The 21,848-nt window shown below is 57.4% G+C and carries 19 protein-coding genes; 9 read left to right on the top strand and 10 right to left on the bottom strand.

Going from position 1 to position 21,848, the window contains the following annotated elements; translation table 11 throughout:
* From accC to BFV97_RS05025, 3 genes are all read right to left on the bottom strand, one after another.
* Positions 1 to 1,350 carry an acetyl-CoA carboxylase biotin carboxylase subunit gene (accC, locus tag BFV97_RS05035; protein WP_069299254.1) on the bottom strand — a complete coding sequence of 450 codons (1,350 nt, stop codon included), beginning with the start codon at positions 1,348 to 1,350 and terminating at the stop codon, positions 1 to 3.
* A 16-nt stretch (positions 1,351 to 1,366) separates the two neighbouring features.
* Complete coding sequence (gene accB / locus BFV97_RS05030) at positions 1,367 to 1,885, bottom strand: acetyl-CoA carboxylase biotin carboxyl carrier protein (protein ID WP_069299253.1); 519 nt, start codon at positions 1,883 to 1,885, stop codon at positions 1,367 to 1,369.
* A 118-nt stretch (positions 1,886 to 2,003) separates the two neighbouring features.
* Entirely contained in the window at positions 2,004 to 2,744 is a 741-nt protein-coding gene (locus tag BFV97_RS05025; RefSeq protein WP_069299515.1) for a DsbA family protein, read from the bottom strand.
* A gap of 242 nt (positions 2,745 to 2,986) precedes the next feature.
* Between BFV97_RS05025 and BFV97_RS05020 the strand changes: the two genes are divergently transcribed.
* The gene (locus tag BFV97_RS05020) at positions 2,987 to 4,138 is read left to right on the top strand and encodes a pyridoxal phosphate-dependent aminotransferase (RefSeq protein ID WP_069299252.1); all 1,152 of its coding nucleotides are present in this window, start codon (positions 2,987 to 2,989) and stop codon (positions 4,136 to 4,138) included.
* A gap of 64 nt (positions 4,139 to 4,202) precedes the next feature.
* Entirely contained in the window at positions 4,203 to 5,330 is a 1,128-nt protein-coding gene (gene prfB, locus BFV97_RS05015; protein ID WP_069299251.1) for a peptide chain release factor 2, read from the top strand.
* Positions 5,331 to 5,343: 13 nt separating this feature from the next.
* Here the strand turns inward: prfB and BFV97_RS05010 are convergent, their stop codons facing one another.
* Entirely contained in the window at positions 5,344 to 6,972 is a 1,629-nt protein-coding gene (locus BFV97_RS05010; protein WP_069299250.1) for a choline dehydrogenase, read from the bottom strand.
* Positions 6,973 to 7,071: 99 nt separating this feature from the next.
* Positions 7,072 to 8,763, bottom strand: a complete 1,692-nt coding sequence (locus BFV97_RS05005; RefSeq protein WP_069299249.1) for a hypothetical protein — start codon at positions 8,761 to 8,763, stop codon at positions 7,072 to 7,074.
* A 138-nt stretch (positions 8,764 to 8,901) separates the two neighbouring features.
* Between BFV97_RS05005 and BFV97_RS05000 the strand changes: the two genes are divergently transcribed.
* On the top strand, positions 8,902 to 9,588 hold the full coding sequence (locus BFV97_RS05000) for a thiamine diphosphokinase (RefSeq protein WP_069299248.1): 687 nt from the start codon (positions 8,902 to 8,904) through the stop codon (positions 9,586 to 9,588).
* A gap of 10 nt (positions 9,589 to 9,598) precedes the next feature.
* Here the strand turns inward: BFV97_RS05000 and BFV97_RS04995 are convergent, their stop codons facing one another.
* The gene (locus tag BFV97_RS04995) at positions 9,599 to 10,978 is read right to left on the bottom strand and encodes an L-serine ammonia-lyase (protein WP_069299247.1); all 1,380 of its coding nucleotides are present in this window, start codon (positions 10,976 to 10,978) and stop codon (positions 9,599 to 9,601) included.
* 204 nt (positions 10,979 to 11,182) lie between these two features.
* Between BFV97_RS04995 and rpiA the strand changes: the two genes are divergently transcribed.
* The 6 genes from rpiA (at position 11,183) to BFV97_RS04965 (ending at position 17,525) form a co-directional block, all read left to right on the top strand.
* Positions 11,183 to 11,971: a ribose-5-phosphate isomerase RpiA gene (rpiA, locus tag BFV97_RS04990; protein WP_069299246.1), complete on the top strand. Its 789-nt coding sequence runs from the start codon at positions 11,183 to 11,185 to the stop codon at positions 11,969 to 11,971.
* Positions 11,972 to 11,981: 10 nt separating this feature from the next.
* Positions 11,982 to 13,331 (top strand): glutathione-disulfide reductase, encoded by a 1,350-nt coding sequence (gene gor, locus BFV97_RS04985; protein WP_069299245.1) that lies wholly within the window; start codon positions 11,982 to 11,984, stop codon positions 13,329 to 13,331.
* Between the two features lie 88 nt (positions 13,332 to 13,419).
* The gene (gene hflK, locus BFV97_RS04980) at positions 13,420 to 14,589 is read left to right on the top strand and encodes an FtsH protease activity modulator HflK (RefSeq protein ID WP_069299244.1); all 1,170 of its coding nucleotides are present in this window, start codon (positions 13,420 to 13,422) and stop codon (positions 14,587 to 14,589) included.
* Positions 14,586 to 15,602 carry a protease modulator HflC gene (gene hflC / locus BFV97_RS04975; RefSeq protein ID WP_069299243.1) on the top strand — a complete coding sequence of 339 codons (1,017 nt, stop codon included), beginning with the start codon at positions 14,586 to 14,588 and terminating at the stop codon, positions 15,600 to 15,602. Before hflK ends, hflC begins: the two co-directional genes overlap by 4 nt.
* Positions 15,602 to 15,790 carry a DUF2065 domain-containing protein gene (locus tag BFV97_RS04970; protein ID WP_069299242.1) on the top strand — a complete coding sequence of 63 codons (189 nt, stop codon included), beginning with the start codon at positions 15,602 to 15,604 and terminating at the stop codon, positions 15,788 to 15,790. The genes hflC and BFV97_RS04970 overlap by 1 nt, the downstream gene beginning before the upstream one ends.
* Positions 15,791 to 16,088: 298 nt before the next feature.
* Positions 16,089 to 17,525, top strand: a complete 1,437-nt coding sequence (locus tag BFV97_RS04965; RefSeq protein ID WP_069299514.1) for a DegQ family serine endoprotease — start codon at positions 16,089 to 16,091, stop codon at positions 17,523 to 17,525.
* Between the two features lie 93 nt (positions 17,526 to 17,618).
* On the opposite strand, the gene BFV97_RS04960 is transcribed toward BFV97_RS04965, so the two are convergent.
* From BFV97_RS04960 to BFV97_RS04945, 4 genes are all read right to left on the bottom strand, one after another.
* Positions 17,619 to 18,929, bottom strand: coding sequence for a pyruvate dehydrogenase complex dihydrolipoamide acetyltransferase (locus tag BFV97_RS04960; protein WP_069299241.1), 1,311 nt, complete (start codon positions 18,927 to 18,929; stop codon positions 17,619 to 17,621).
* 12 nt (positions 18,930 to 18,941) lie between these two features.
* Positions 18,942 to 20,354 (bottom strand): pyruvate dehydrogenase complex E1 component subunit beta, encoded by a 1,413-nt coding sequence (locus tag BFV97_RS04955; RefSeq protein WP_069299240.1) that lies wholly within the window; start codon positions 20,352 to 20,354, stop codon positions 18,942 to 18,944.
* 11 nt (positions 20,355 to 20,365) lie between these two features.
* Entirely contained in the window at positions 20,366 to 21,355 is a 990-nt protein-coding gene (gene pdhA / locus BFV97_RS04950) for a pyruvate dehydrogenase (acetyl-transferring) E1 component subunit alpha (protein ID WP_069299239.1), read from the bottom strand.
* 189 nt (positions 21,356 to 21,544) lie between these two features.
* Complete coding sequence (locus BFV97_RS04945) at positions 21,545 to 21,808, bottom strand: FtsB family cell division protein (protein WP_069299238.1); 264 nt, start codon at positions 21,806 to 21,808, stop codon at positions 21,545 to 21,547.
* Positions 21,809 to 21,848 lie beyond the last annotated feature (40 nt).

Here is a 21,848-nt window from a genome sequence, read left to right as displayed (position 1 = left end):
TCAGGCGAAGTTCTTTTTTTCCAGCCATTTTTCCAACCAGTGAATGTCATAGTCGCCGGCTTGGATGTCCGGTTCCTGCAACAACTCGTGGAACAGCGGAACGGTGGTATCCACACCGTCGATGATCAGCTCACCCAAAGCGCGGTGCAACCGTGCCAGCGTGGCTTCCCGGGTGGTGCCGGTGACGATCAGCTTGGCAATCAGACTGTCGTAATAGGGCGGGATTTTATAGCCGGCATAAAGCGCGCTATCCATCCGCACCCCCAGACCGCCCGGTGCATGGAAATGGGTGATCGTTCCGGGGCAGGGGCTGAAATTGGGCAGTTTCTCGGCGTTGATCCGCACCTCGATGGCGTGGCCCTTAATGCTCAGCTCGTCCTGAACGAAAGTCATTTCCTCGCCAGCGGCAACGCGGATTTGCTGCTTTACCAGATCCACACCGAAAATCGCTTCGGTGACAGGGTGTTCCACCTGCAAACGGGTGTTCATTTCGATGAAATAGAACTCGTCGTTTTCATAAAGGAACTCAACCGTGCCGGCACCGGCATAGTTGATACTGGCCGCCGCATCGGCGCATGTTTTGCCGATACGGTCGCGCATTTCATGGGAAATGCAGGGTCCGGGGCCTTCTTCGAAAACCTTTTGGTGACGGCGCTGCAAGGAACAGTCCCGTTCCCCCAGATGGACCGCACGGCCCTTGCCATCGCCAAACACCTGAACCTCGATGTGGCGGGGCAGGGTAAGGTATTTCTCGATGTAGACTTCATCGTTGCCAAAGACGGCTTTTGCCTCGGCACGGGCGCTGAGAAACGCATTTTCCAGCTCGTCCCGCGTCTTGGCAAGCTTCATACCGCGCCCGCCACCACCGGCAGTGGCTTTGACGATAACCGGAAAGCCCATGTCGTCGGACACTTTGAAAGCCTCTTCCAAAGTATCAACGCCGCCTTCGGAACCCGGTACACAGGGCACACCAAGCTTGCGCATGGTCTCCTTGGCGGTGATCTTGTCGCCCATGATCCGGATGTGTTCAGCAGTCGGTCCGATGAACTTGATGTCGTGATCTTCCAGAACCTGAACAAACTGGGCGTTTTCCGACAGGAAACCATAGCCCGGATGGACGGCCTCTGCGCCGGTAATTTCACAGGCGGAAATGATCGCAGGAATGTTCAGATAAGAGAGCGCACCGGAGGGCGGGCCGATGCAGATGCTCTCGTCTGCCATGCGCACGTGCATGGCATCGCTATCGGCTGTGGAATGCACGGCAACCGTCTGGATACCAAGTTCTTGACAGGCGCGAATAACGCGCAGCGCGATTTCACCCCGGTTGGCGATGAGGACTTTAGAGAACATAAGCGACGACCTTTGATTATTCGAGAATGACGAGCGGCGAGCCGAATTCGACAGCGCTGCCATCTTCTACGAGGATCCGTTTGACCGTGCCGGAGCGTGGCGCCGGGATCTGGTTCATGGTTTTCATGGCTTCCACGATCATCAGGGTCTGGCCTTCGCTGACCTGTGTGCCGACTGAAACAAACGGCTGGGCACCCGGTTCGGGTTGCAGGTAGATCGTCCCGACCATCGGGGAAGACACTGCACCGGGATCTTCGGCGGGATCGTTGGATTCTACCGCTGCGGCCGGAGCAGCCGTCGGTGCCGCCGGTGCCGCTGCCGGTGCAGCCGGAGCAGCAGGTGCCGCCGGAGCCGAATAAGCCTGTTGCGGGGCTGAAACTGTTGTTGTGGCCGCGTAGCGTGTCACGCGCACGTTCAGGCTCGAATTGTCGTCATAGTCCCGTTTGACCTGAATTTCAGCAAGGTCTTTGGCACTGACAAGATCTGAAAGCGCTTCGATAAAGGCGACGTCGGCGTCCTGGTGTTTTTTTGACATCAAGGGGTCCTTAACCTGTGGGCGTCTGTCTCGTTGCAGACGTATCCGTCTATATAGGGGGTTTCTCTGTGCGTTAAAAGCACAGAGTGTGGTCGGGTTTGAAGCAGCGGGGCGGGGTTTAGCCGCGCACCTCTGCGACGATGGTTTGCATATCCCGAAGGGGCAGATACCCGCGCAGGATCGTATCTTCAATCACAAAAGACGGCGTGCCGGTGACTTGCAGCTTTGATCCAAGCGCGCGAACCCGTGCAATATGCTCTGATACTTCGGGGCTTTCCATGATCTCGACCAGCGGTTCGTAGTCGATGCCTGCCTGCTCTGCGAGGGTGGGCATGGTCTGCGCATTCACCGGCCCCTGAAAGGTCATCAGGATGTCATGAAGCTTCAGGTAGGCGTCATTGCCGTAGTGACGCAATGTGGCGATGGCCATGCGCGAAGAGGCGTCGCTGTCATCCCCGAGGATCGGAAATTCCTTGACGACCCAGCGAATATTGCCGTCTTTTTCCAGCAGTTTCGCCATATCCGCATGGGCCTTGCGGCAGTAACCGCAGCGATAGTCGAGGAATTCTACAATGGTGATGTCGCCGTCGGGGTTGCCGCCCACATAGGAAATGCCGTCATTGAAAATCTCATCCGCATTCTGCGACAGCATTTGCGCATCTGCATGTGATTCGGCTTGTTGCTCGCGGTCCCGCAGCACTTGCATCGCTTCCAGCAGCACTTCGGGATTGTCCAGAAGATAGGCGCGGACCTCTTCACCAAAGCTGGCCCGTTCAGCGGACGTCAGGTTGTCCAGATCACTGGCCACAGCGGGAACCGCAAGGGCGCTGATCAGCGCGGCGATTTTCAAAGATTTCATGGAAAGTCCGATCATTCCTAGTCCGTTTTCATTCATTCGGGGCGGGTTGACGCGCATTTTCTGCGCGCCGCCCCGATATGTTGACGCCCGTTTGCCACAAATCAGGGGCTGGTGAAAGTTCGATTCCACACAGCGCGCGGCGAAAGCCGGAAGGGGACACTCGCTGCTCTTGGCCCTATTGACGGCACACCCGCCGCCTGAAACAACCTGCGCTCAACAAGACGCAGTGTAGGAGCGACAGGATGCGGATTTCAAGCAGAGGTGCAGTTGATCCCTTTATTGTGATGGACGTGATGGACGCCGCCCACAAAGAAGAATCAAAGGGACGCTCTATTATCCATATGGAAGTAGGCCAACCCGGAACCGCCGCACCGCAAACCGCGCTGGATCTGCTAAGCGCGGAAATGGCCAAAGATCCTATGGGCTATACTGTGGCATTGGGGCGTCCGGATCTGCGCGCCCGTATCGCACGGCTTTATAAGGACTGGTACGGTGTGACCCTGTCGCCGGACCGTATTATCGTCACCGCCGGATCGTCCGCTGCCTTCACGCTGGCCTTTACCACCTTGTTTGATGCGAACGAACGTGTGGCCATAGGGGAACCCGGCTACCCGAGCTATCGCAACATTCTCAAAGCTCTTTCGCTGGAGCCTGTGGGCATCCAGACCCAAGCAGAAAACCGCTATCAGCCGAGCCTTGAGGACATCAAAGCCGAGTCTGATCTTGCAGGCTTGCTGGTGGCGAGTCCGGCCAATCCGTCGGGCACCATGCTAGACAAACCCGCATTGAAAGAGCTGATGGACCACTGCGCCGCGCAGAATATCGCCTTTATCTCCGACGAGATTTACCACGGTATCCAGTATGAAGGCCGTGCCGTTTCCGCGCTGGAAATCAGCGACGATGTGTTCGTGATCAACTCTTTCTCGAAATATTTCTCCATGACAGGATGGCGGATCGGCTGGATGGTGGTGCCGGAAACCCATGTGCGTGCGGTAGAACGTTTGGCGCAGAATATGTTCATCTGCGCCCCCCATGCCGCCCAGATTGCCGCGCTCGGGGCGATGGACGCAGAAGCCGAACTGACCGAGAACTTTGCCGTTTACGCCGAAAACCGCCGTTTGATGCTGGAGGAACTGCCCAAGATGGGGTTCGACCGGATCGCACCACCGGACGGGGCGTTCTATGTTTATGCCGATATTACCCGCTGGAGCGATGACAGCGCCGCGTTTTGCGCCGAAATCCTGCGGGATGCCGGCGTGTCCGTTACGCCGGGGCTGGATTTTGACCCCAAACGCGGCCACCAGACGATCCGGTTTTCCTACGCCCGCTCTGCCGCCGATATTCGCGAAGGTCTGGACCGGCTTGCTGCGTTTATGGCGAAACGGGGCGAATAGCAGACTTTACCAATGGCCTGTGCAGATGTATCTAGCGGCCTGACAGATCAAGGACATCCAAGCTATGCGTGCAGAAATTGAGAACATCGCGGCCAATATCGGTAATTCGCTGGAATTGCTGAAGCAACGCATGGATTGGGACACGGCCGAACACCGGCTGGAAGAATTTAACGCCATGTCCGAAGACCCCGACCTTTGGAACGATCCGGACAAGGCACAAAAACTGATGCGCGAACGTCAGGCGCTGGTGGATGCGATGGGGACGTATACCTCGTTGAAACAAGAGCTTGCGGATAATCTCGACCTGATCGAACTGGGCGAGATGGAAGACGACGCCGATGTGGTGGCCGAAGCCGAAGACGCCATTCGCAAGCTGGCCAAGGTTGCGGCGCAAAAGGAACTCGAAGCGCTGCTGGACGGCGAGGCGGATGCCAATGACACCTTCCTTGAAATTAACGCAGGGGCAGGGGGCACGGAAAGCTGTGACTGGGCCTCTATGCTGGCGCGGATGTACGTGCGTTGGGCGGAAAAACAGGGCTATAAGGTCGAAGTGCAGTCCGAACAGGCAGGGGATGAGGCAGGGATCAAATCGGTTTCCTATAAAATCTCCGGTCACAATGCCTATGGCTGGCTGAAATCCGAAAGCGGTGTGCACCGTCTGGTGCGGATTTCTCCGTTTGATTCCGCTGCGAAACGGCACACGTCGTTTACGTCGGTCTGGGTCTATCCTGTGGTGGACGACAATATTGAAATCGAGGTGAATCCGGCGGACATCCGCATTGATACCTATCGCTCCTCCGGTGCGGGTGGTCAGCACGTGAACACCACGGATTCGGCCGTCCGGATCACCCACCACCCGACCGGCATCGTTGTGACAAGCTCCGAGAAATCCCAGCACCAGAACCGCGACATTGCCATGAAGGCGCTGAAATCGCGTCTTTACCAGATGGAACTGGACCGCCGTTCGGCCAGCATCAACGAAGCCCATGAAAACAAGGGCGATGCAGGGTGGGGCAACCAAATCCGCTCTTATGTTCTGCAACCTTATCAGATGGTTAAAGATCTGCGCACAAATTATGAGACCTCCGACACCAAGGGTGTTCTCGACGGGGACCTGACCCCGTTTATGGAGGCGGTTCTGGCGCAGGATGTGGCGGGCATGTCCCGCGCGGATGCCCAAAACGACGGCTGATACCCCTGATACGTCAGGTTTGAAACGCAAAACGGGCGTGAACCGGCGCAAGCGCGGGCGTTCCGGTGATCCGGTCCGCGATGCGGCTGGCGATCATCTGGGTCGGCGCGTTGAGATTTCCGCTCGGGATCATCGGCATCAAGGAGGCATCGACCACCCGCAGCCCCTCAACCCCGTGAACGCGGCCTTCGTCGTCGGTCACGGCATCCGGATCAGTGCCCATCTTGCAGGTGCCGCAGGGGTGGAAATCCGTCTCGCTGTTCTGACGCACCCAATTTGCGATCTCATCAGAGGTTTGCGCGGCGCCGCTGCTCAAAAGCTCGGCCCCCGCCAACCCGTCAAACGCCTTTTGCGAAACGAGATCACGCACCATGCCAACGCCCTCTGACAATTCGTACAAATCCGCCTGTCGTCCAAAATAATTGAACTTGATCAACGGCTTGTCCAGCGGATTAGCGCTCGCCAGAGTGACCGCACCACGGGATCGGGGGCGCAGTAGATCAACATGGAAGGAAAACGCCTGCGTGACCGAAATCTCGCTGCCCTGATAGGTAAACCCCATCGGGCCGAAATGATATTGCAGATTAGGGTAGGCCGCTTTTGCGTTCGAGCGGATCAGCCCTCCGGCCTCCCAGATATTGCTTGCGGCTGCGCCTTTGCGGGTGAACACCCACCACGCACCGGCCAGACCTTTGCGCAACGGATGGTTGATGCGGTGGATCGGATAGCGTTTCAGGCTCTCGAATTGCAGGATAATCGTAGGGTGATCCATCAGGTTCTGCCCCACGCCGGGCAAATCCACGCGGCATTTGATACCCAGTCGGGCAAGATCATCAGCGGGTCCGATCCCCGCCAGCATCAGCAGTTGGGGAGAGTTTATCGCACCACCTGAAAGGATCACCTCGCCAGCTTCAACCGTGTGTTTTATACCTTTGTGCCAATAGGTTACGCCCTTTGCCCGCAATCCGTCGAACACGATCCCTGCCACCTGTGCGCGGGTGATCAGCGACACATTCCCCCGTGCCAGCGCAGGGCGCAAATAGGCCACCGCCGCAGAGCAGCGCCGCCCGTTTTTGCGTGTCGCGTCAAACCGCGCCACCCCTTCAGGGTTAAATCCGTTCAAATCGTCCGAGCGCCCCTGTCCGGCTTGCTCCCCCGCGTCCAGAAACGCATCATACAGCGGGTTGTCATAACTGCCTTGGCTCACGCCCAAAGGCCCTGATCCGCCGCGCCAGGTATCCGCACCCCGATCCGAAGCCTCGCCTGCCTTGAAATAGGGCAGGCAATGGGCGTAGGACCAATTCGACAGCCCGTGTTCTGTCGCCCATTGGTCATAGTCGCGCGGATGACCTCGCATATAAACCATTGAATTGATTGATGAAGACCCGCCGACAACACGGCCACGCGGACAGTCGATGCCGCGATTGTCTACGCCTGAGTCGGCTTCTGCCACATAGTTCCAGTTGATCTTGGGGTCGCGCCATGTGCGGTAAACACCGGCGGGAATGTGGATCATCAGATCGCGATCCGCCGGGCCTGCCTCTAGCACCAGAATGGATTTGGCAGGATCGGCCCCCAGTTTATTCGCCAGAACACAGCCGGCAGAACCGGCGCCGACGATAATGTAATCAAAACTGTCCATGCCACGCCTCCCGCTGTGTTGGGTGTAACTTCAACACAAAGACTCACAAGGCCGCCAGCGGAAACTGGCGGCCTTGTGAGGGTATTCGGGTGGTCGTGCTTAACCGGCCATTCGATCCTTGAACCCGTGGCGGGCGGATTTGGAGATGGTGTAGCTGTCCTGTTTGACGCGCAGGATACGACCATCGCGCATCAGACGGTTCAGGGACCGGCTGGCGGCATCCTCGGAGATGTTATTCTCTTCCATATAGCCGCCGATGGTTTCGATAATGCGTTCCTGACTGAAACGCGGCTCGTTCTCCACGATGCTGAGATAGGCAGCAGAGGCTTCGAGAAGTTCGTGCAGGGTATTGGCGCCGATCTTACGGGCAAACTCTTCAAACCCGTCTTCACTGCGGGGCGCGTCAGGCGCAGCACTTTCGGCCTCCGGTTCGTCTGCTATGCTTGGACGGACGATTTTCAGCTCGGGCTTCAAGTCCGCTTTCGGTTCGGCCCAAGTGTCAGAGCGGGCTGCGCGGGTTATAAACTCAGCGGCCTGGCTTTGGCCATCAGCCGCCGGCTTTTTTACGCGATCGGCTGCCTCCGCAGCTTCGTCTGACGCGACACGCTGGTCTTTGCCGAGAATAAGCGTCGCGATTGGGTTGCGGGCGCGGGGTGTGCCGGATTTGGCAACCGGACGGGTCAGTTGGACAGCGTCGTCGTGATCCTTTTGCGCCTTGCTGATCCGGTTCTTAAATTCGCCGGGGTCCACCTTCAAATCCTGAACCGTGGGCCGTTCGGTGCGTGTTTGTGCCGGAGACGTGCGCAGGCGGCGCTCTGCTTCGGTGGCAGCAACAGCGGCTTTCAAGCGTTTCAACGCGTTGGATTTGCGCGAATGGGCCGGTGTTTCCAGCTTGGAGTTTGTTGTCTCTAACAGACGCTCCAGCGCAGCTTCTTCCCGTTTAATGGCATCGCGGGCGATTTCATCGGCGTTTTCAACGGCCAGAATGCTGGTTACAGCTTGGGCAGCAGCCTCTGAGTCCTCGCGCAGGCGGGCGGCTTCGGCCTCTTCTTCCGCAGCCAGCGCCTCTTCTTCGGCCAGCGCCTGCAATTCCGCAGCAAGCTGGTCCTGCCCGTCGTCATCCTGTTCGGATGCGTTGTCTTTGGCTTCGTCGTCGAAAGTGTTCAGTTCGGTATCGTCAAATGCGAATGGTTCTTCCTCGCCCTCATCCTCTGCATCCAGCAGGGCCGATGCGGGCAGGGCGGGTTCGGATTTCGCTGGCGCCAGAACACCGCGACGGGACGAGAATACAGCCGCTTCTACAAAGGGAGAGTCCTCTTTGGTCCGTGTTGCCGGTTTCGCCGGGGCTTTGGCCGCCTGTTCCTGACGTTTGGCAGAGATCGAGCGGGTCGAGGCAAACAAGGGTGTCGGATCGGCAGGGTCGGTCGCGGGCGTTTCAACCGCCGGATCGGTCTGGAACGGTGCGGGGTTCGGCTCTGCCTGTTTGGGGGTAGCGTCTTGGGGGACGGGGCGTGCGGCTTCGTCACTGTCAAGCACATCTGCCTTGCGCAGTGTGATGCCAGTGTCCGTCACCTCTGCATCAACCTTATAGGGGTTCGCGTCTTTTGCGATCTGGTGCAGCGCATCGTGATCCGGCTTGAGCGGTTCGCCACCGAAATAGCGGTCCTTCTGGGCCAGCTTGCGAAAATACTCAGCAACCAGTTGCATTGTTGTGAAGGGATCGTCGAACCCCTCCAGCGTACAGGAGAAAGTGCCGTAGGACACCGTCATTATTTTCGGATGCGATTCCATGATAAAACCCTACTACTCGTTACTACTCTGATACTATGGTTAATTTACTACCTTGCGATGGCTCACCCTAGGAAAAAAGTCTAAAAGCTTCGTGAATCGCCGGGTTACTTACCGGATTGAACCCGATTAGGAACCAATTTGGAAGACTTAAGCCGCATTGTTCACACATCTCCTTCTGTCACCCTGCTTGGTGGCGGATCGGCAAGAGAATCGGATCTCAGAGAATCCCTTGATTTTGCACCAGTTCTTGTCTGCGCGGATGGTGGTGCAAACCATGCTGCGACATGGGGTATCAGGCCAGCCGGGATTATCGGTGACATGGACAGTCTGTCGCAAGATTTGCTGTCTGGAACCGACGCGCCTCTGGCCGGTGTTCCGGTGATGGAGGTGGCGGATCAAAATACCACCGATTTTGAAAAATGCCTGTCGGTGGTTCGGGCCTCTTTGGTCATTGGCGTGGGATTTCTGGGCAAGCGTCTGGACCACCAGCTTGCCGCTTTGAACGGGCTGTGCAAACACCCGCAGCGGTCTGTGGTTCTGGTTGGGGCGCAGGATGTGGTCTTCCGTGCGCCCCCTGTTTTTACTGTGAATTTACCTGCGGGCACCCGTGTGTCGCTGCACCCTTGGACCGGCGCGACGGCCCGCAGCGAAGGGCTGCGCTGGCCGGTGGAAGGGCTGGATTTCCAGCCCGATGGCCGGATCGGTAGCTCCAACGCCGCGACGGGCGGCGAGATGCGGCTTGAGACCACCGGCGGCCATCTTCTGGTGATGCTACCGCGCCGGTTTCTTGGCGCGGTGGTCACGGCCTTACAGCCGCAGGTTTAGGGTTTTTGCCTTAACAGGCCGGCAGATTTACCGCCAATCCGCCAAGGGATGTTTCCTTATATTTATCCGACATATCCTGTCCGGTCTGGCGCATTGTTTCCACGCAGGCATCCAGTGACACCAGATGCAGCCCGTCGCCGCGCAAGGACAGGGAGGCGGCGCTGACAGCCTTGATCGCGCCCAGACCGTTACGCTCGATACAGGGGGCCTGCACCAGCCCTTTGATCGGATCACAGGTCATCCCGAGATGATGTTCCAGCGCGATTTCTGCTGCGTTTTCAACCTGTAAGGGTGTGCCGCCCAGAACGGCGCAAAGCCCCGCTGCTGCCATAGCAGAGGCGGATCCGACCTCGCCCTGACAGCCCACTTCGGCGCCGGAAATAGAGGCGTTGTTCTTGATGATCCCGCCAATGGCCGCCGCGGTCAGCAGGAAATCCACAACGTCCTCGCGCTTGGCGGTTGGCACGTGATCCAGATAGTAGCGGATGGTGGCAGGCACCACGCCGGCTGCGCCGTTGGTGGGGGCTGTCACCACCTGACCACCGGCGGCGTTCTCTTCGTTGACCGCCATCGCATAGGCTGCGATCCAGTCGTTGATCACATGGGGCGGGGTCAGGTTCTTGCCCTGTTCGGCCTGCAACTGGCTGTGAATCCCCATAGCGCGGCGCTTTACGTTCAACCCGCCGGGCAGGATGCCCCCGGTTTCCAGCCCCTTGTCGATACAGCGTTCCATCACCTCCCAGATGCGCATCACCCGTTCGTGCAGGTTTTCCGGACCGGACCGGATCAGTTCGTTCTCCCATTTCATCTGGGCCACAGATTTACCGCTTTCCTTGGCCAGCGCCAGCATGTGATCGGCGTTGCGGAACGGGTAGGGCACCTCTTGGGGCACAGCGCCGAGTTCGGCCTCTACCTGTTCCATTTCCTCAGCCGAGGCGACAAATCCACCGCCGATAGAGTAATAAATCTGCTCTACCAGAATTGCGCCATGTTCGTCCTTGGCCCAGAATTTCATCCCGTTGGCATGGCCTGTCAGGACGGTTTCATAATCAAAAACAAGGTCTTGTTCTGGAGCGAATGTGTATTCGGGATGGCCTTGCGGTTTGACCGTCTTGTGAAGCGCAATGCGTTCTTGGGCCATTTTCGCCGCATCGGGATCAAAGTCATCCGGCGTGAACCCGTCGAGCCCCAGAATAATCGCCTGATCGCTGCGGTGGCCTTTTCCGGTGAAGGCCAGAGAGCCGTGCAACGACGCGCCAAGTCCTGCTGCCGTGATACCTTCGGATTTGAGCCTAGCGAGAAACAGTCCCGCAGCCGTCATCGGCCCCATCGTATGGGAAGACGACGGCCCGACGCCGACCTTGAAAATTTCGAAGATGCTCAGAAACATTTTAGCCCCGCTCTATTGAGTGTTTCGTCTTCTTTCGCGCACCGCCCGTCCCGTTGCTGCACCATATCCGACATTCTGACCCCACAAATGGCCGCGGGATCGGAATAACGGCGGGAAAAACTGTGGAGTGCGGCTAATTCACCCTCGCAGCAGACGCCATAAAGACCTATACAATTGCCAGACACAACAACCAAAGGGCCTGTCATGAGCAGTGAGTTCTCTCCCATCGACAAAGCGAAATTCGTAGCTGCCAAACGTGCGGTGGATTACGTGGATGACGGTATGCGCGTCGGGCTGGGGACAGGCTCCACCGCGGCATGGATGGTCAAGATGCTGGGCGAACTGGTGCGGGATGAAGGGCTAAAGATCAAGGCCGTGCCCACATCCAACCGCACCGCCCAATTGGCGCGGGATGTGGGGATCGACGTTTTCACGCTGGATGAGGTGAAATGGCTGGACCTTACCATTGACGGCGCGGATGAATTTGATCCGGACCTGAACCTGATCAAAGGCGGCGGCGGGGCATTGTTGCAAGAGAAAATCGTTGCAACCGCCAGCGACCAGATGGTTGTGATCTCGGATGCCAGCAAATCTGTTGAGACATTGGGGGCCTTCCCGCTGCCTGTGGAAGTGGTGAAGTTCGGCTGGCAAACCACAAAGGAACTGATCGAGGAATGTCTGTCCAATGTGAATGTGCTTGGCAGCGCTGTGTCCTTGCGTTTGCAAAACGATGCACCCATGCTGACCGATGAAGGCCATTACATTCTGGACCTTCACCTCAAGCGGATTGAAAACGCACGGGAATTGTCCCTGATCCTCAATCAGGTGCCCGGTGTGGTAGAAAACGGTCTGTTCCTTGATATCGCTGACGCCATAGTGATCGGCCACGGGGATGGTCGTGTCGAAGTCCGTGATATTAACAACGGAACTGTCGAGAAAGAGCAGATTGATATTCTCCTGAACGAGAACCTGTTCGCTGACATCGAAGATTAAGGAAGCTACTATGTCTTTTGATTATGACCTGTTCGTCATTGGCGGCGGTTCGGGTGGCGTGCGCGCGGCACGGGTTGCGGCACAAACCGGCGCTTCTGTCGGACTGGCCGAAGAATACCGCTATGGCGGCACGTGTGTGATCCGCGGCTGTGTGCCCAAGAAACTGATGGTCTATGCCTCGCAGTTTTCCGAAGCGTTTGAAGATGCCAAAGGGTTTGGCTGGACCGTGGGGGAGACTTCTTTTGACTGGGGCACCTTCATTGCGGCCAAGGATAAGGAAATCGACCGGCTTGAAGGCATTTACAGCAAAAACCTGCAAGCCGCCGGTGTGAACCTTTATGACAGCCGCGCGATTGTGACCGGCCCCCATGAGGTAACTTTAGCCAGTGACGAAGTGATCACCGCAAAGACCATTCTTGTCGCAACAGGCGGCACGCCATTTGTGCCGGATGTGGAAGGCAAAGACCTTGCCATCACCTCGAACGAGATATTCGAGCTGAAAGAACAGCCCAAGCGCGTTGTCGTGGTAGGCGGCGGCTATATCGCCTGTGAATTTGCCTGCATCCTGAACGGAATGGGCAGCGAAGTGACGTTGCTTTATCGCGGCGAACAAATCCTGCGCGGCTTTGACAATGAGGTTCAGAATTTCGTTGCGGATGAAATGCGCAACAAGGGCGTGAATGTGGTTGTGGAGGCGGATGTTTCCAAAATGGAAAAAACCGGCGACGGCATTCTTGTTACCGCGGATAACGGTCAGACCTACACGGTGGATCAGGTGCTTTATGCCACCGGACGCAACCCGCATTCTGCCAATATGGGACTGGAAGATGCCGGCGTAAAGCTTGGTGACAAGGGCGAAATCATCGTAGACGCCTATTCCTGCACCTCCGTGCCGTCGATCTATGCGGTGGGCGATGTGACGGACCGCGTGGCGCTGACGCCGGTTGCGATCCGCGAAGGCATGGCCTTTGTGGAAACCGTATTCAAGAACAACCCCACAAGCCCCGATCACGGGTTGATCCCTACAGCCGTGTTTACACAGCCGGAAATCGGCACTGTGGGCCAAACCGAAGAAGAGGCCCGCGAAGAGGGCGAGGTGGACATCTACAGCGCCGCGTTCCGTCCGATGATGCACGTTCTCGCGGACCGCTCGGAGCGGATGCTGATGAAACTCATCGTCTCCAAAGCCTCCCGCAAGGTGCTCGGGTGCCATATTGTGGGCCATGGGGCGGGCGAGATGATACAATTGGCAGGAATCGCCGTGAAAATGGGCGCAACCAAGGAAGATTTCGACCGGACGGTTGCGGTTCATCCCACGGCTGCGGAGGAGCTTGTCACCATGTCCACGCCAACGCGCTAAGCGGGGGGCGGACATGGTTGATATTTCGGAATTAATAGCCACTTAGAGGGCTGGTAGCTGAACACCTGACGAAAGGACGCTAGGTAACATGGCAGGAAACAATTCAGGGGGTCCCTGGGGCGGCGGCGGCGGAAGTCGCGGCGGCGGAGACGACAACAAGGGGCCGGATCGCGGCGGAGACAAGGGCCGTAGGCCCACCGGTGGCAACCAGCCGCAAATGCCCGAAATTGATGAAATTGTGCGTAAGGGGCAGGAACAGCTTCGCGTACTGATGGGGGGCAAATCCGGCAGCGGTGGCGGTTCCGGCCGCAACAGCGGTGGTGGAATGCCCGGTGGAGGCATCGGTCGTGGCACCATCGGGATTGTCCTGCTGGTGGCGCTGGCGCTTTGGACGTTTGCCAGTTTCTACCGTGTGGACACATCCGAACAATCCGTAGAACTTCTGTTCGGCAAATATGTCGAAACCGGCGAAGAGGGTCTGAACTTTGCGCCCTGGCCTTTCGTAACCAAGGAAATTCGCGCCGTGACCCGCGAAAACACCGAAGACATCGGTGTCGGGCGTGGCAATCGTGCCGATAGTGGCTTGATGCTGACAGGTGACGAAAACATCGTGGATATTGATTTTCAGGTGGTCTGGAACATCAACGATCTGCGCAAATACCTGTTCAACCTCGGCGATCCGGAAAACACCATTCGCGCGGTATCTGAATCCGCCATGCGCGAGATTATCGCCCGTTCGAACCTTGCGCCGATCCTGAACCGGGACCGTGGTGCGATTGCGCAGGAATTGCAGGAACTGATTCAGGCAACGCTCGACAGCTATGAAAGTGGTATGAACATCGTGCGGATCAACTTTGACAAGGCCGACCCGCCACAAGAAGTGATCGACGCTTTCCGCGAAGTGCAAGCCGCCGAACAGACCCGCGACACGCTGGAAAAACAGGCAGACGCATACGCAAACCGCGTTGTGGCGGAAGCCCGGGGTAAAGCAGCTCAGCTGCTGGAACAAGCCGAAGGCTACCGCGCGCAGCAGGTCAATCAGGCTGAAGGTGAGGCGGCACGCTTTGTCGCTGTATACGACGAATACGCCAAAGCCCCTGAAGTGACCCGCAAGCGTCTTTATCTTGAGACGATGGAACGGGTTCTGGGCGATGTGGACAAAGTCATCCTTGATGATAATGCCGCCGGTGGTCAGGGCGTTGTGCCTTACCTGCCGCTCAATGAACTTAACAAAACACGTGGGGGAGCAAATCAATGAAACGTTTGCAATTTCTTGTGCCGGTCCTTGCGGTTATCCTGATCATCCTGTCGAGCGCGGTTTACATCGTGGACGAACGGGAAAAGGCGCTGCGCCTGTGGTTCGGTGAGGTCACAGCCGAAATCACCGATCCCGGTCTCTATTTCAAGATCCCGCTGTTCCACGAGATCATCAAATACGATGACCGTATTCTTGCAATGGACACGCAGCCTCTTGAGGTAACCCCTCTGGATGACCGTCGTCTGGTGGTTGATGCTTTCGCCCGCTGGCGGATCAGCGATGCCAAAACCTTCCGTCGTGCGGTGGGCGTTGGTGGCGTTGAAAGTGCGCGTCCGCGACTGGAGCGTATTTTGAATGCAGAGCTGCGCGAAGTGCTCGGGAGTGTAACCTCCGGTGCAGTGCTCTCAGCCGACCGCGTTTCCCTGATGAACCGGATCCGCGACCAGTCCCGCAGCGAAGCGGCCTCCCTTGGGGTACAGATTGTTGACGTTCGGATCAAACGGGCCGACCTGCCAACGCAAAACCTTGAAGCCACATTCGAGCGGATGCGCGCAGAACGGGAACGGGAAGCAGCCGATGAAATCGCCCGTGGTAACGAAGCCGCACAGCGGGTTCGCGCACAGGCAGACCGGACCGTTGTTGAAACCGTCTCTGAAGCCCAGAAGAACTCTGACATCATCCGTGGTGAAGCGGACGCCGCGCGTAACGCGATCTTTGCCGAAGCTTTCGGGCGCGATCAGGAGTTTTTTGCTTTCTACCGCTCTCTGACCGCTTATGAGAAATCCCTTGGGGGCAATACAACCTCTATGGTGATGTCTCCGAACAGCGAGTTTTTCAACTATCTGAAAAGCGATGCGGGCACAGCAGCACAAAACCCTGCGGCGCCAGCTACTGGGGATCAGGCATCCACAGAGCCGACCTCTGAAGAGGATGCGCCTGCGGTGGAAGCCCCTGCGGATCAGACATCCGCAGAGCCGGCTGTGGCAGAAGAAACACCGGCAGTCGGGCAGTAATGCGCGACCTGCTTATGGCACTCGGCCTGATGGCCGCAATAGAGGGGCTGGTGCTTGCACTGGCCCCTTTACGTTTGGAGGAACTGGTAAAGCTCCTCGCAAGTCTTAGCCGCAACCAGAAGCGGGCCATCGGCCTGTCCATGCTGGCTTTCGGTGTTGCGCTAGTCTGGCTCGCCCGCGGCTTTTAAACATTGGCACGCCCCTGACGCATCCTGCCTGACGGCCCGCTCGGGCGGCTGTTTCATAAAATTTTAGATGTATCCCGCGCAAAAAGGGTGAAATCCCCGTGATCGGCATTAAGTGGAGCACAAACGGCTCACGGAAGTTTCACCTTTTGTTGCAGTCCCTGCCGTTGCATTGTTGGGCGAAGCTGGGAACACTGAAACAGGAAAACGCCGGCATCGAGCAGTCGTTCCGAGCGCATAGTGAATTGAGGAGAACACAATGAAAGCAATTGCAGCACAGCCTGCGCGCACCCGAAACTCCATGCTGGCCTATGCCGCCGGAGCCTTGGTGACGCTGGCCTTTCTGATCGTGCAGACGCTTGGCGCCGCCGCGCGTGGTGCGCCGGACAGCTTTGCAGAACTGGCCGAACGACTGAGCCCGGCGGTGGTCAATATCACCACCAGCACAATGGTCGCGGGTCGCAATCTGCCCGCCATGCCCCGTGCGCCCCGTGGCTCGCCGCTGGAAGAATTGTTTCCGGATCTTTTCGGCCCGCAAGGGGACGGCAATGAACGCCAGCGCCGCGCTTCGGCGCTTGGCTCCGGCTTTATCATCTCTGCTGACGGGTTTATCGTCACCAACAATCACGTTATTGACGGGGCGGATGAGATCCAGATCGAACTGTTCGACGGTGGTCCTTTGCTCGACGCGAAACTTATCGGCACCGATGCAAAAACCGACATCGCACTGCTGAAAGTCGAAGCCGACGCCCCGCTGCCTTTTGTGGCCTTCGGGGACAGCAACGTGTCACGGGTGGGCGACTGGGTGCTGGCCATCGGCAATCCACTGGGGCAGGGGTTCTCTGTGTCGGCCGGGATTATTTCCGCCCGCAATCGTTCGTTGCGCGGCACGTATGACGATTACATCCAGACCGATGCGGCGATCAACAAAGGCAACTCCGGTGGTCCGTTGTTCGATATGGACGGCAATGTCATCGGCGTGAACACTGCGATTATCTCTCCGACTGGCGGGTCCATTGGCCTTGGCTTTGCCATGTCTTCTAATGTTGTGACCAAAGTTGTCGAGCAATTGAAAGAATACGGCGAAACCCGCCGCGGCTGGCTTGGCGTTCTGCTGCAGGACATGGACGAAGACATTGCAAGCGCGGTCGGTCTGGACTCCGTGAAGGGGGCCTTGATCAGCAATGTTGTACCTGACGGTCCGGCAGAAGAAGCCGGCCTGCAACCGGGTGATGTGCTGCTGAATTTCGACGGCACAGAGGTTGCGGACACCCGCAGTCTGGTCCGTGCGGTCGGCAATGCGGAGGTCGGCAAAGCCGTGCGCGTTGTGGTGTTCCGCGATGGCAAGACCATGACGTTAAAGGTGACACTGGGCCGTCGTGAAGACGCAGAGCGCGATCCCACCGTTCCGGTTGTAGAAAAAGGCGAAGCAGACGGCGAGAAAGAAGCTATGGGCATGCGCTTTACCGCCCTGACCGGAGAATTGCGCAGCCAGTTGGGTCTGGATGATTCCGCCAAAGGCGTTGCAGTTCTGTCTGTAGATGAATCCTCCGATGCGTTTACCAAGGGTCTGCGGGCCGGTGATCTGATCTCCGAAGTGGGGCAGAAGCCGGTGAACACCCCCAAGGATGTGACAGATGCGCTGAAAGCGGCTAATGATGCGGGGCGAAAGTCCATCCTGCTGCTGGTCCACCGCGACGGCGAACCCCGTTTTGTGGCTCTCTCGCTGACAGATTAGGGCCAACCCGTTAAACTATCCCTAACAGCAAAAAGGGCGCCGGATTTTTCCAGCGCCCTTTTTCTTTAAGTTTTATAATATTTACGTAGGTCGTCAGACCAGCATCGACATCGGCTTTTCGATATAGCCTGCAAAGGCTGCTAGGAATTGCGCGCCAAGGGCCCCGTCAATCACACGGTGGTCCACCGACAGGGTCACAGACATCATCGTTGCCACTGTCAGTTCGCCATCCGCGCCGACGATGGGCATCTTTTGCCCCGCCCCGACTGCAAGGATAGAACCATGGGGCGGATTGATCACCGCGTCGAAATTCTCAATCCCGAACATCCCCAGATTGGAAATGGCAAAGCTGCCGCCCTGATATTCGTGGGGCGCAAGTTTGCGTTCCTTGGCACGGGTCGCAAGGTCTTTCATCTGCTCGGAAATCACGCCAAGCGTCTTGGCCTCTGCATCCTGAATCACAGGGGTGAACAACCCGCCTTCAATCGCCACGGCCACCGCCACATCGCTTGCCTTCATCTTGAGGATGCGATCACCGGCCCAAACTGCGTTACAATCCGGCACATCCTGCAACGCCTTGGCGCCGGCCTTGATGATGAAGTCATTAACCGACAGTTTCACACCGCTGTCTGCCAGCCCTGCGTTAATCTCGCTGCGGGTTTTCAGCAGCGCGTCCAGATTGATGGAGCGACGCAGGTAGAAATGGGGGATCGTCTGCTTCGCCTCGGTCAGACGGGCCGCAATCGTTTTGCGCATACCGTTGAGGGTGATTTCCTCATACTCCCGCTCGGCATACATCTTCTTGACGGTTTCACTGTCCGCAGAGCTGGCAAGTGTCGCCGCAGCCGGTGTGCCAGCCGCCTCCGCCTTGGACGGAGCGTCCGTTTTCCTGGCGGCCTCCACATCGGCTTTGACGATACGCCCCCGCGGGCCGGAGCCTTTGAGCGTCGTCAGGTCCAACCCTTTATCCGCCGCAATCCGCCGCGCCAGAGGGGAGGCAAAGATCCGTTCGCCGTCCTTTTTCGGGGCAGCAGGGGCCGAGCCGCTTGGCGTTTTTGCCGCCGGTGCATCCTTTGGCTTTGCAGTTTCCGCCTTTTCGGTTTTTTCCGCTTCCTGTGGTTTCGCATCTGCTTTGGGGGCAGGGGCCGCATCCGCGTCTTCGCCGTCTTCCAGCAGGGTGGCAATCGGCGTGTTCACTTTGACGCCCTCGGTGCCTTCCTCGATCAGAATTTTGCCGATGACACCGTCGTCCACCGCTTCAAATTCCATCGTAGCCTTGTCGGTTTCAATTTCCGCCAGAAGATCACCGCTTTCAACCGTGTCGCCTTCCTTGACCAGCCATTTGGCCAGCGTGCCTTCCTCCATCGTGGGGGACAAAGCGGGCATGAGAATTTCTATAGCCATGTGTCTGTCTCCTTAGCGGTAGGTTACGGATTTAACGGCCTCGATCACCTCGGGTGTGGTGATCAGGGCGAGTTTTTCCAGATTGGCGGCATAGGGCATGGGGACATCCTTGCCGGTGCAGTTGATGACAGGCGCATCGAGGTAATCAAACGCCTGCTGCATCAGAACCGAGCTGATATAGTTACCGATAGAGGCAACCGGGAAGCCTTCCTCTACGGTAACGCAACGGTTGGTTTTCTTTACCGATTTGATGATCGCATCGGTATCCATTGGCCGCAGGGACCGCAGGTCCAACACCTCGGCGTTGATGCCTTCCTCGGCCAGCGCGTCGGCTGCTTCAAGTGCGTATTTCATGCCGATGCCAAAGGACACGATGGTCACGTCATCCCCTTCGCGGGCGATTTTTGCCTTGCCGATGGGAACAGTGAAATCATCCATCTCCGGCACATCAAAAGACTGCCCGTAGAGGATTTCATTCTCAAGGAAGATCACCGGATTGGGGTCGCGGATGGCGGATTTCATCAGGCCCTTATAATCCGCAGCGGTATAGGGCATCACAACCTTCAGACCGGGAATTTGCGCATACCATGCGGCGTAATCCTGACTGTGCTGCGCCCCCACACGGGCCGCAGCGCCGTTTGGACCGCGAAACACCATCGGTGCGCCCATCTGCCCGCCGGACATATACAGCGTCTTGGCCGCAGAGTTGATGATCTGGTCAATCGCCTGCATGGCAAAGTTGAAGGTCATGAACTCCACGATAGGGCGCAGACCGGCGAAGGCGGCGCCAACTGCGATGCCGGTAAAGCCGTGTTCGGTGATGGGCGTGTCGATGACCCGGCGTGCGCCGAATTCTTCAAGCAAGCCCTGACTGATCTTGTAGGCGCCTTGATATTCGCCCACTTCCTCGCCCATCAGGAAAACTTCCTCCGTGCGGCGCATTTCTTCGGCCATCGCATCGCGGATGGCTTCGCGCACGGTCTGTTTCTTAAATTTTGTGCCTTCGGGAATGTTTTCCATCGGAATTTCGGGCATGTCGCCGGCGGCCTGTGCTGCGGGTTTGGTGCTGACCTCTGCGCTGTCATCCCCGTCGCTGCTGTCGGCTTCGCTGTCACCGCTGTCTTCGTCTGCGCGGTCGTCTTGTGCGCTGCTGGCCGCATCCTCTGCGGCGGAGGCGTCTTCACCTTCTTCCAAAAGAACCGCAATCGGGGTGTTCACTTTGACGCCTTCGGTGCCTTCTTCGATGAGGATCTTGCCGATCACCCCTTCGTCCACAGCTTCAAATTCCATCGTGGCCTTGTCGGTTTCGATTTCCGCCATGATGTCACCGGATGCGACTGTGTCGCCTTCCTTAACCATCCATTTGGCCAGAGTACCTTCTTCCATCGTTGGCGAAAGGGCGGGCATAAGTATTTTGGTTGCCATGATTGGATTCCTTAAGCGTAGATGTCTGTATAAAGTTCGTCGAGCGCGGGTTCAGGGCTCTCGGTGGCGAAATCGGCGGCTTCGGACACGATCTTTTTGACCTCTTTGTCAATCGCCTTGAGCTCGTCCTCGGTGGCGTGCTTGCCGGTCACCAGAAGGTCGCGCACGTGATCAATCGGGTCTTTTTCCGATTTGATCTTCTGCACTTCTTCGCGGGTGCGGTATTTCGCCGGATCGGACATGGAATGCCCGCGATACCGATAGGTTTTCATTTCAAGGATGTATGGGCCTTCACCGGCGCGGCAATGGGCCAGTGCGCGTTCGCCAGCCTCTTTCACCGCCAGCACATCCATTCCGTCAACCGCTTCGCCCGGAATGCCGAAAGCCTCGCCGCGGGTGTATAGTTCGGGCGTAGAGGAACCCCGTTGCAAGGATGTCCCCATCGCGTACTGGTTGTTCTCAATCACAAAGATACAGGGCAGTTTCCAAAGGCTTGCCATGTTGAAGGTTTCGTAAACCTGCCCCTGGTTCGCCGCACCATCCCCGAAATAGGCAAAGGACACATCATCCGTGCCCCTGTATTTATTGGCAAAAGCAAGCCCTGCTCCAATTGGCACCTGCGCACCGACGATACCATGTCCGCCGTAAAACCGTTTCTCGGCCGAGAACATGTGCATGGAGCCGCCTTTACCCTTGGAGTATCCGCCCTCACGCCCCGTTAGTTCGGCCATCACCCCTTTGGGGTCCATGCCACAGGCCAGCATATGACCGTGATCCCGATAGGACGTCACCCGCTGGTCGCCTTCCTTGGCAGCATATTCCAAACCGACGACAACCGCTTCCTGTCCGATGTAAAGGTGACAGAACCCGCCGATCAGCCCCATACCGTAAAGCTGTCCCGCCTTTTCCTCAAACCTTCGTATCATCAACATTTCGCGGTAGTGGCTCATAAGCTCTTCTGCCGAAACATTGGATTTGGATGATTTCTTGGCTGCGGCCATGAGGAGTCTCCGAAATGGTTTAATATTAAACTATATTATAATCGAAGTCCGCTGGAATTACACGCGTTATTTTCGCCCCCAAAAAGAAGGCGCAGGATCGTGCCAGCCTTCCCCAAGCCTGCACAAAAAAAGACCGCTGTCTTGGGAACAGCGGTCAATTCGTTTTGCACCTTGGGGAAATGTCGGGTGTTATTGGATGATAATTTCATCCCCTCTTGCCATGCCGAGCACCTTGCGGGCCCGTTCGTCCAACAGATCCAAATCGAGGTAACTGTCTGAAAGACGACGGGTCTTGTTTTGTAGGATCTCGCGTTCTGCATGGAGTTGTGCCAGTTGCTGTTTCAAAGCGGCCTCATCCGCTTCGATCTGCACCCGGCGGAAGTGGCCATAGTCACCTTGCACAGCAGCAAAGACGAAATAAGCAGACAAAAGGAATGCCGTGATGAAAAGCATCACCGTGCCAATCGCCGCCCCTGTTTTACCTTGCTGTATC

The sequence above is a fragment of the Neptunicoccus sediminis genome (assembly GCF_001719615.1).
Classification (GTDB): Bacteria; Pseudomonadota; Alphaproteobacteria; order Rhodobacterales; family Rhodobacteraceae; genus Amylibacter; species Amylibacter sediminis.
Note: the sequence above shows the minus strand (reverse complement) of the source record. Positions and strands in the feature narration are given on the sequence as shown.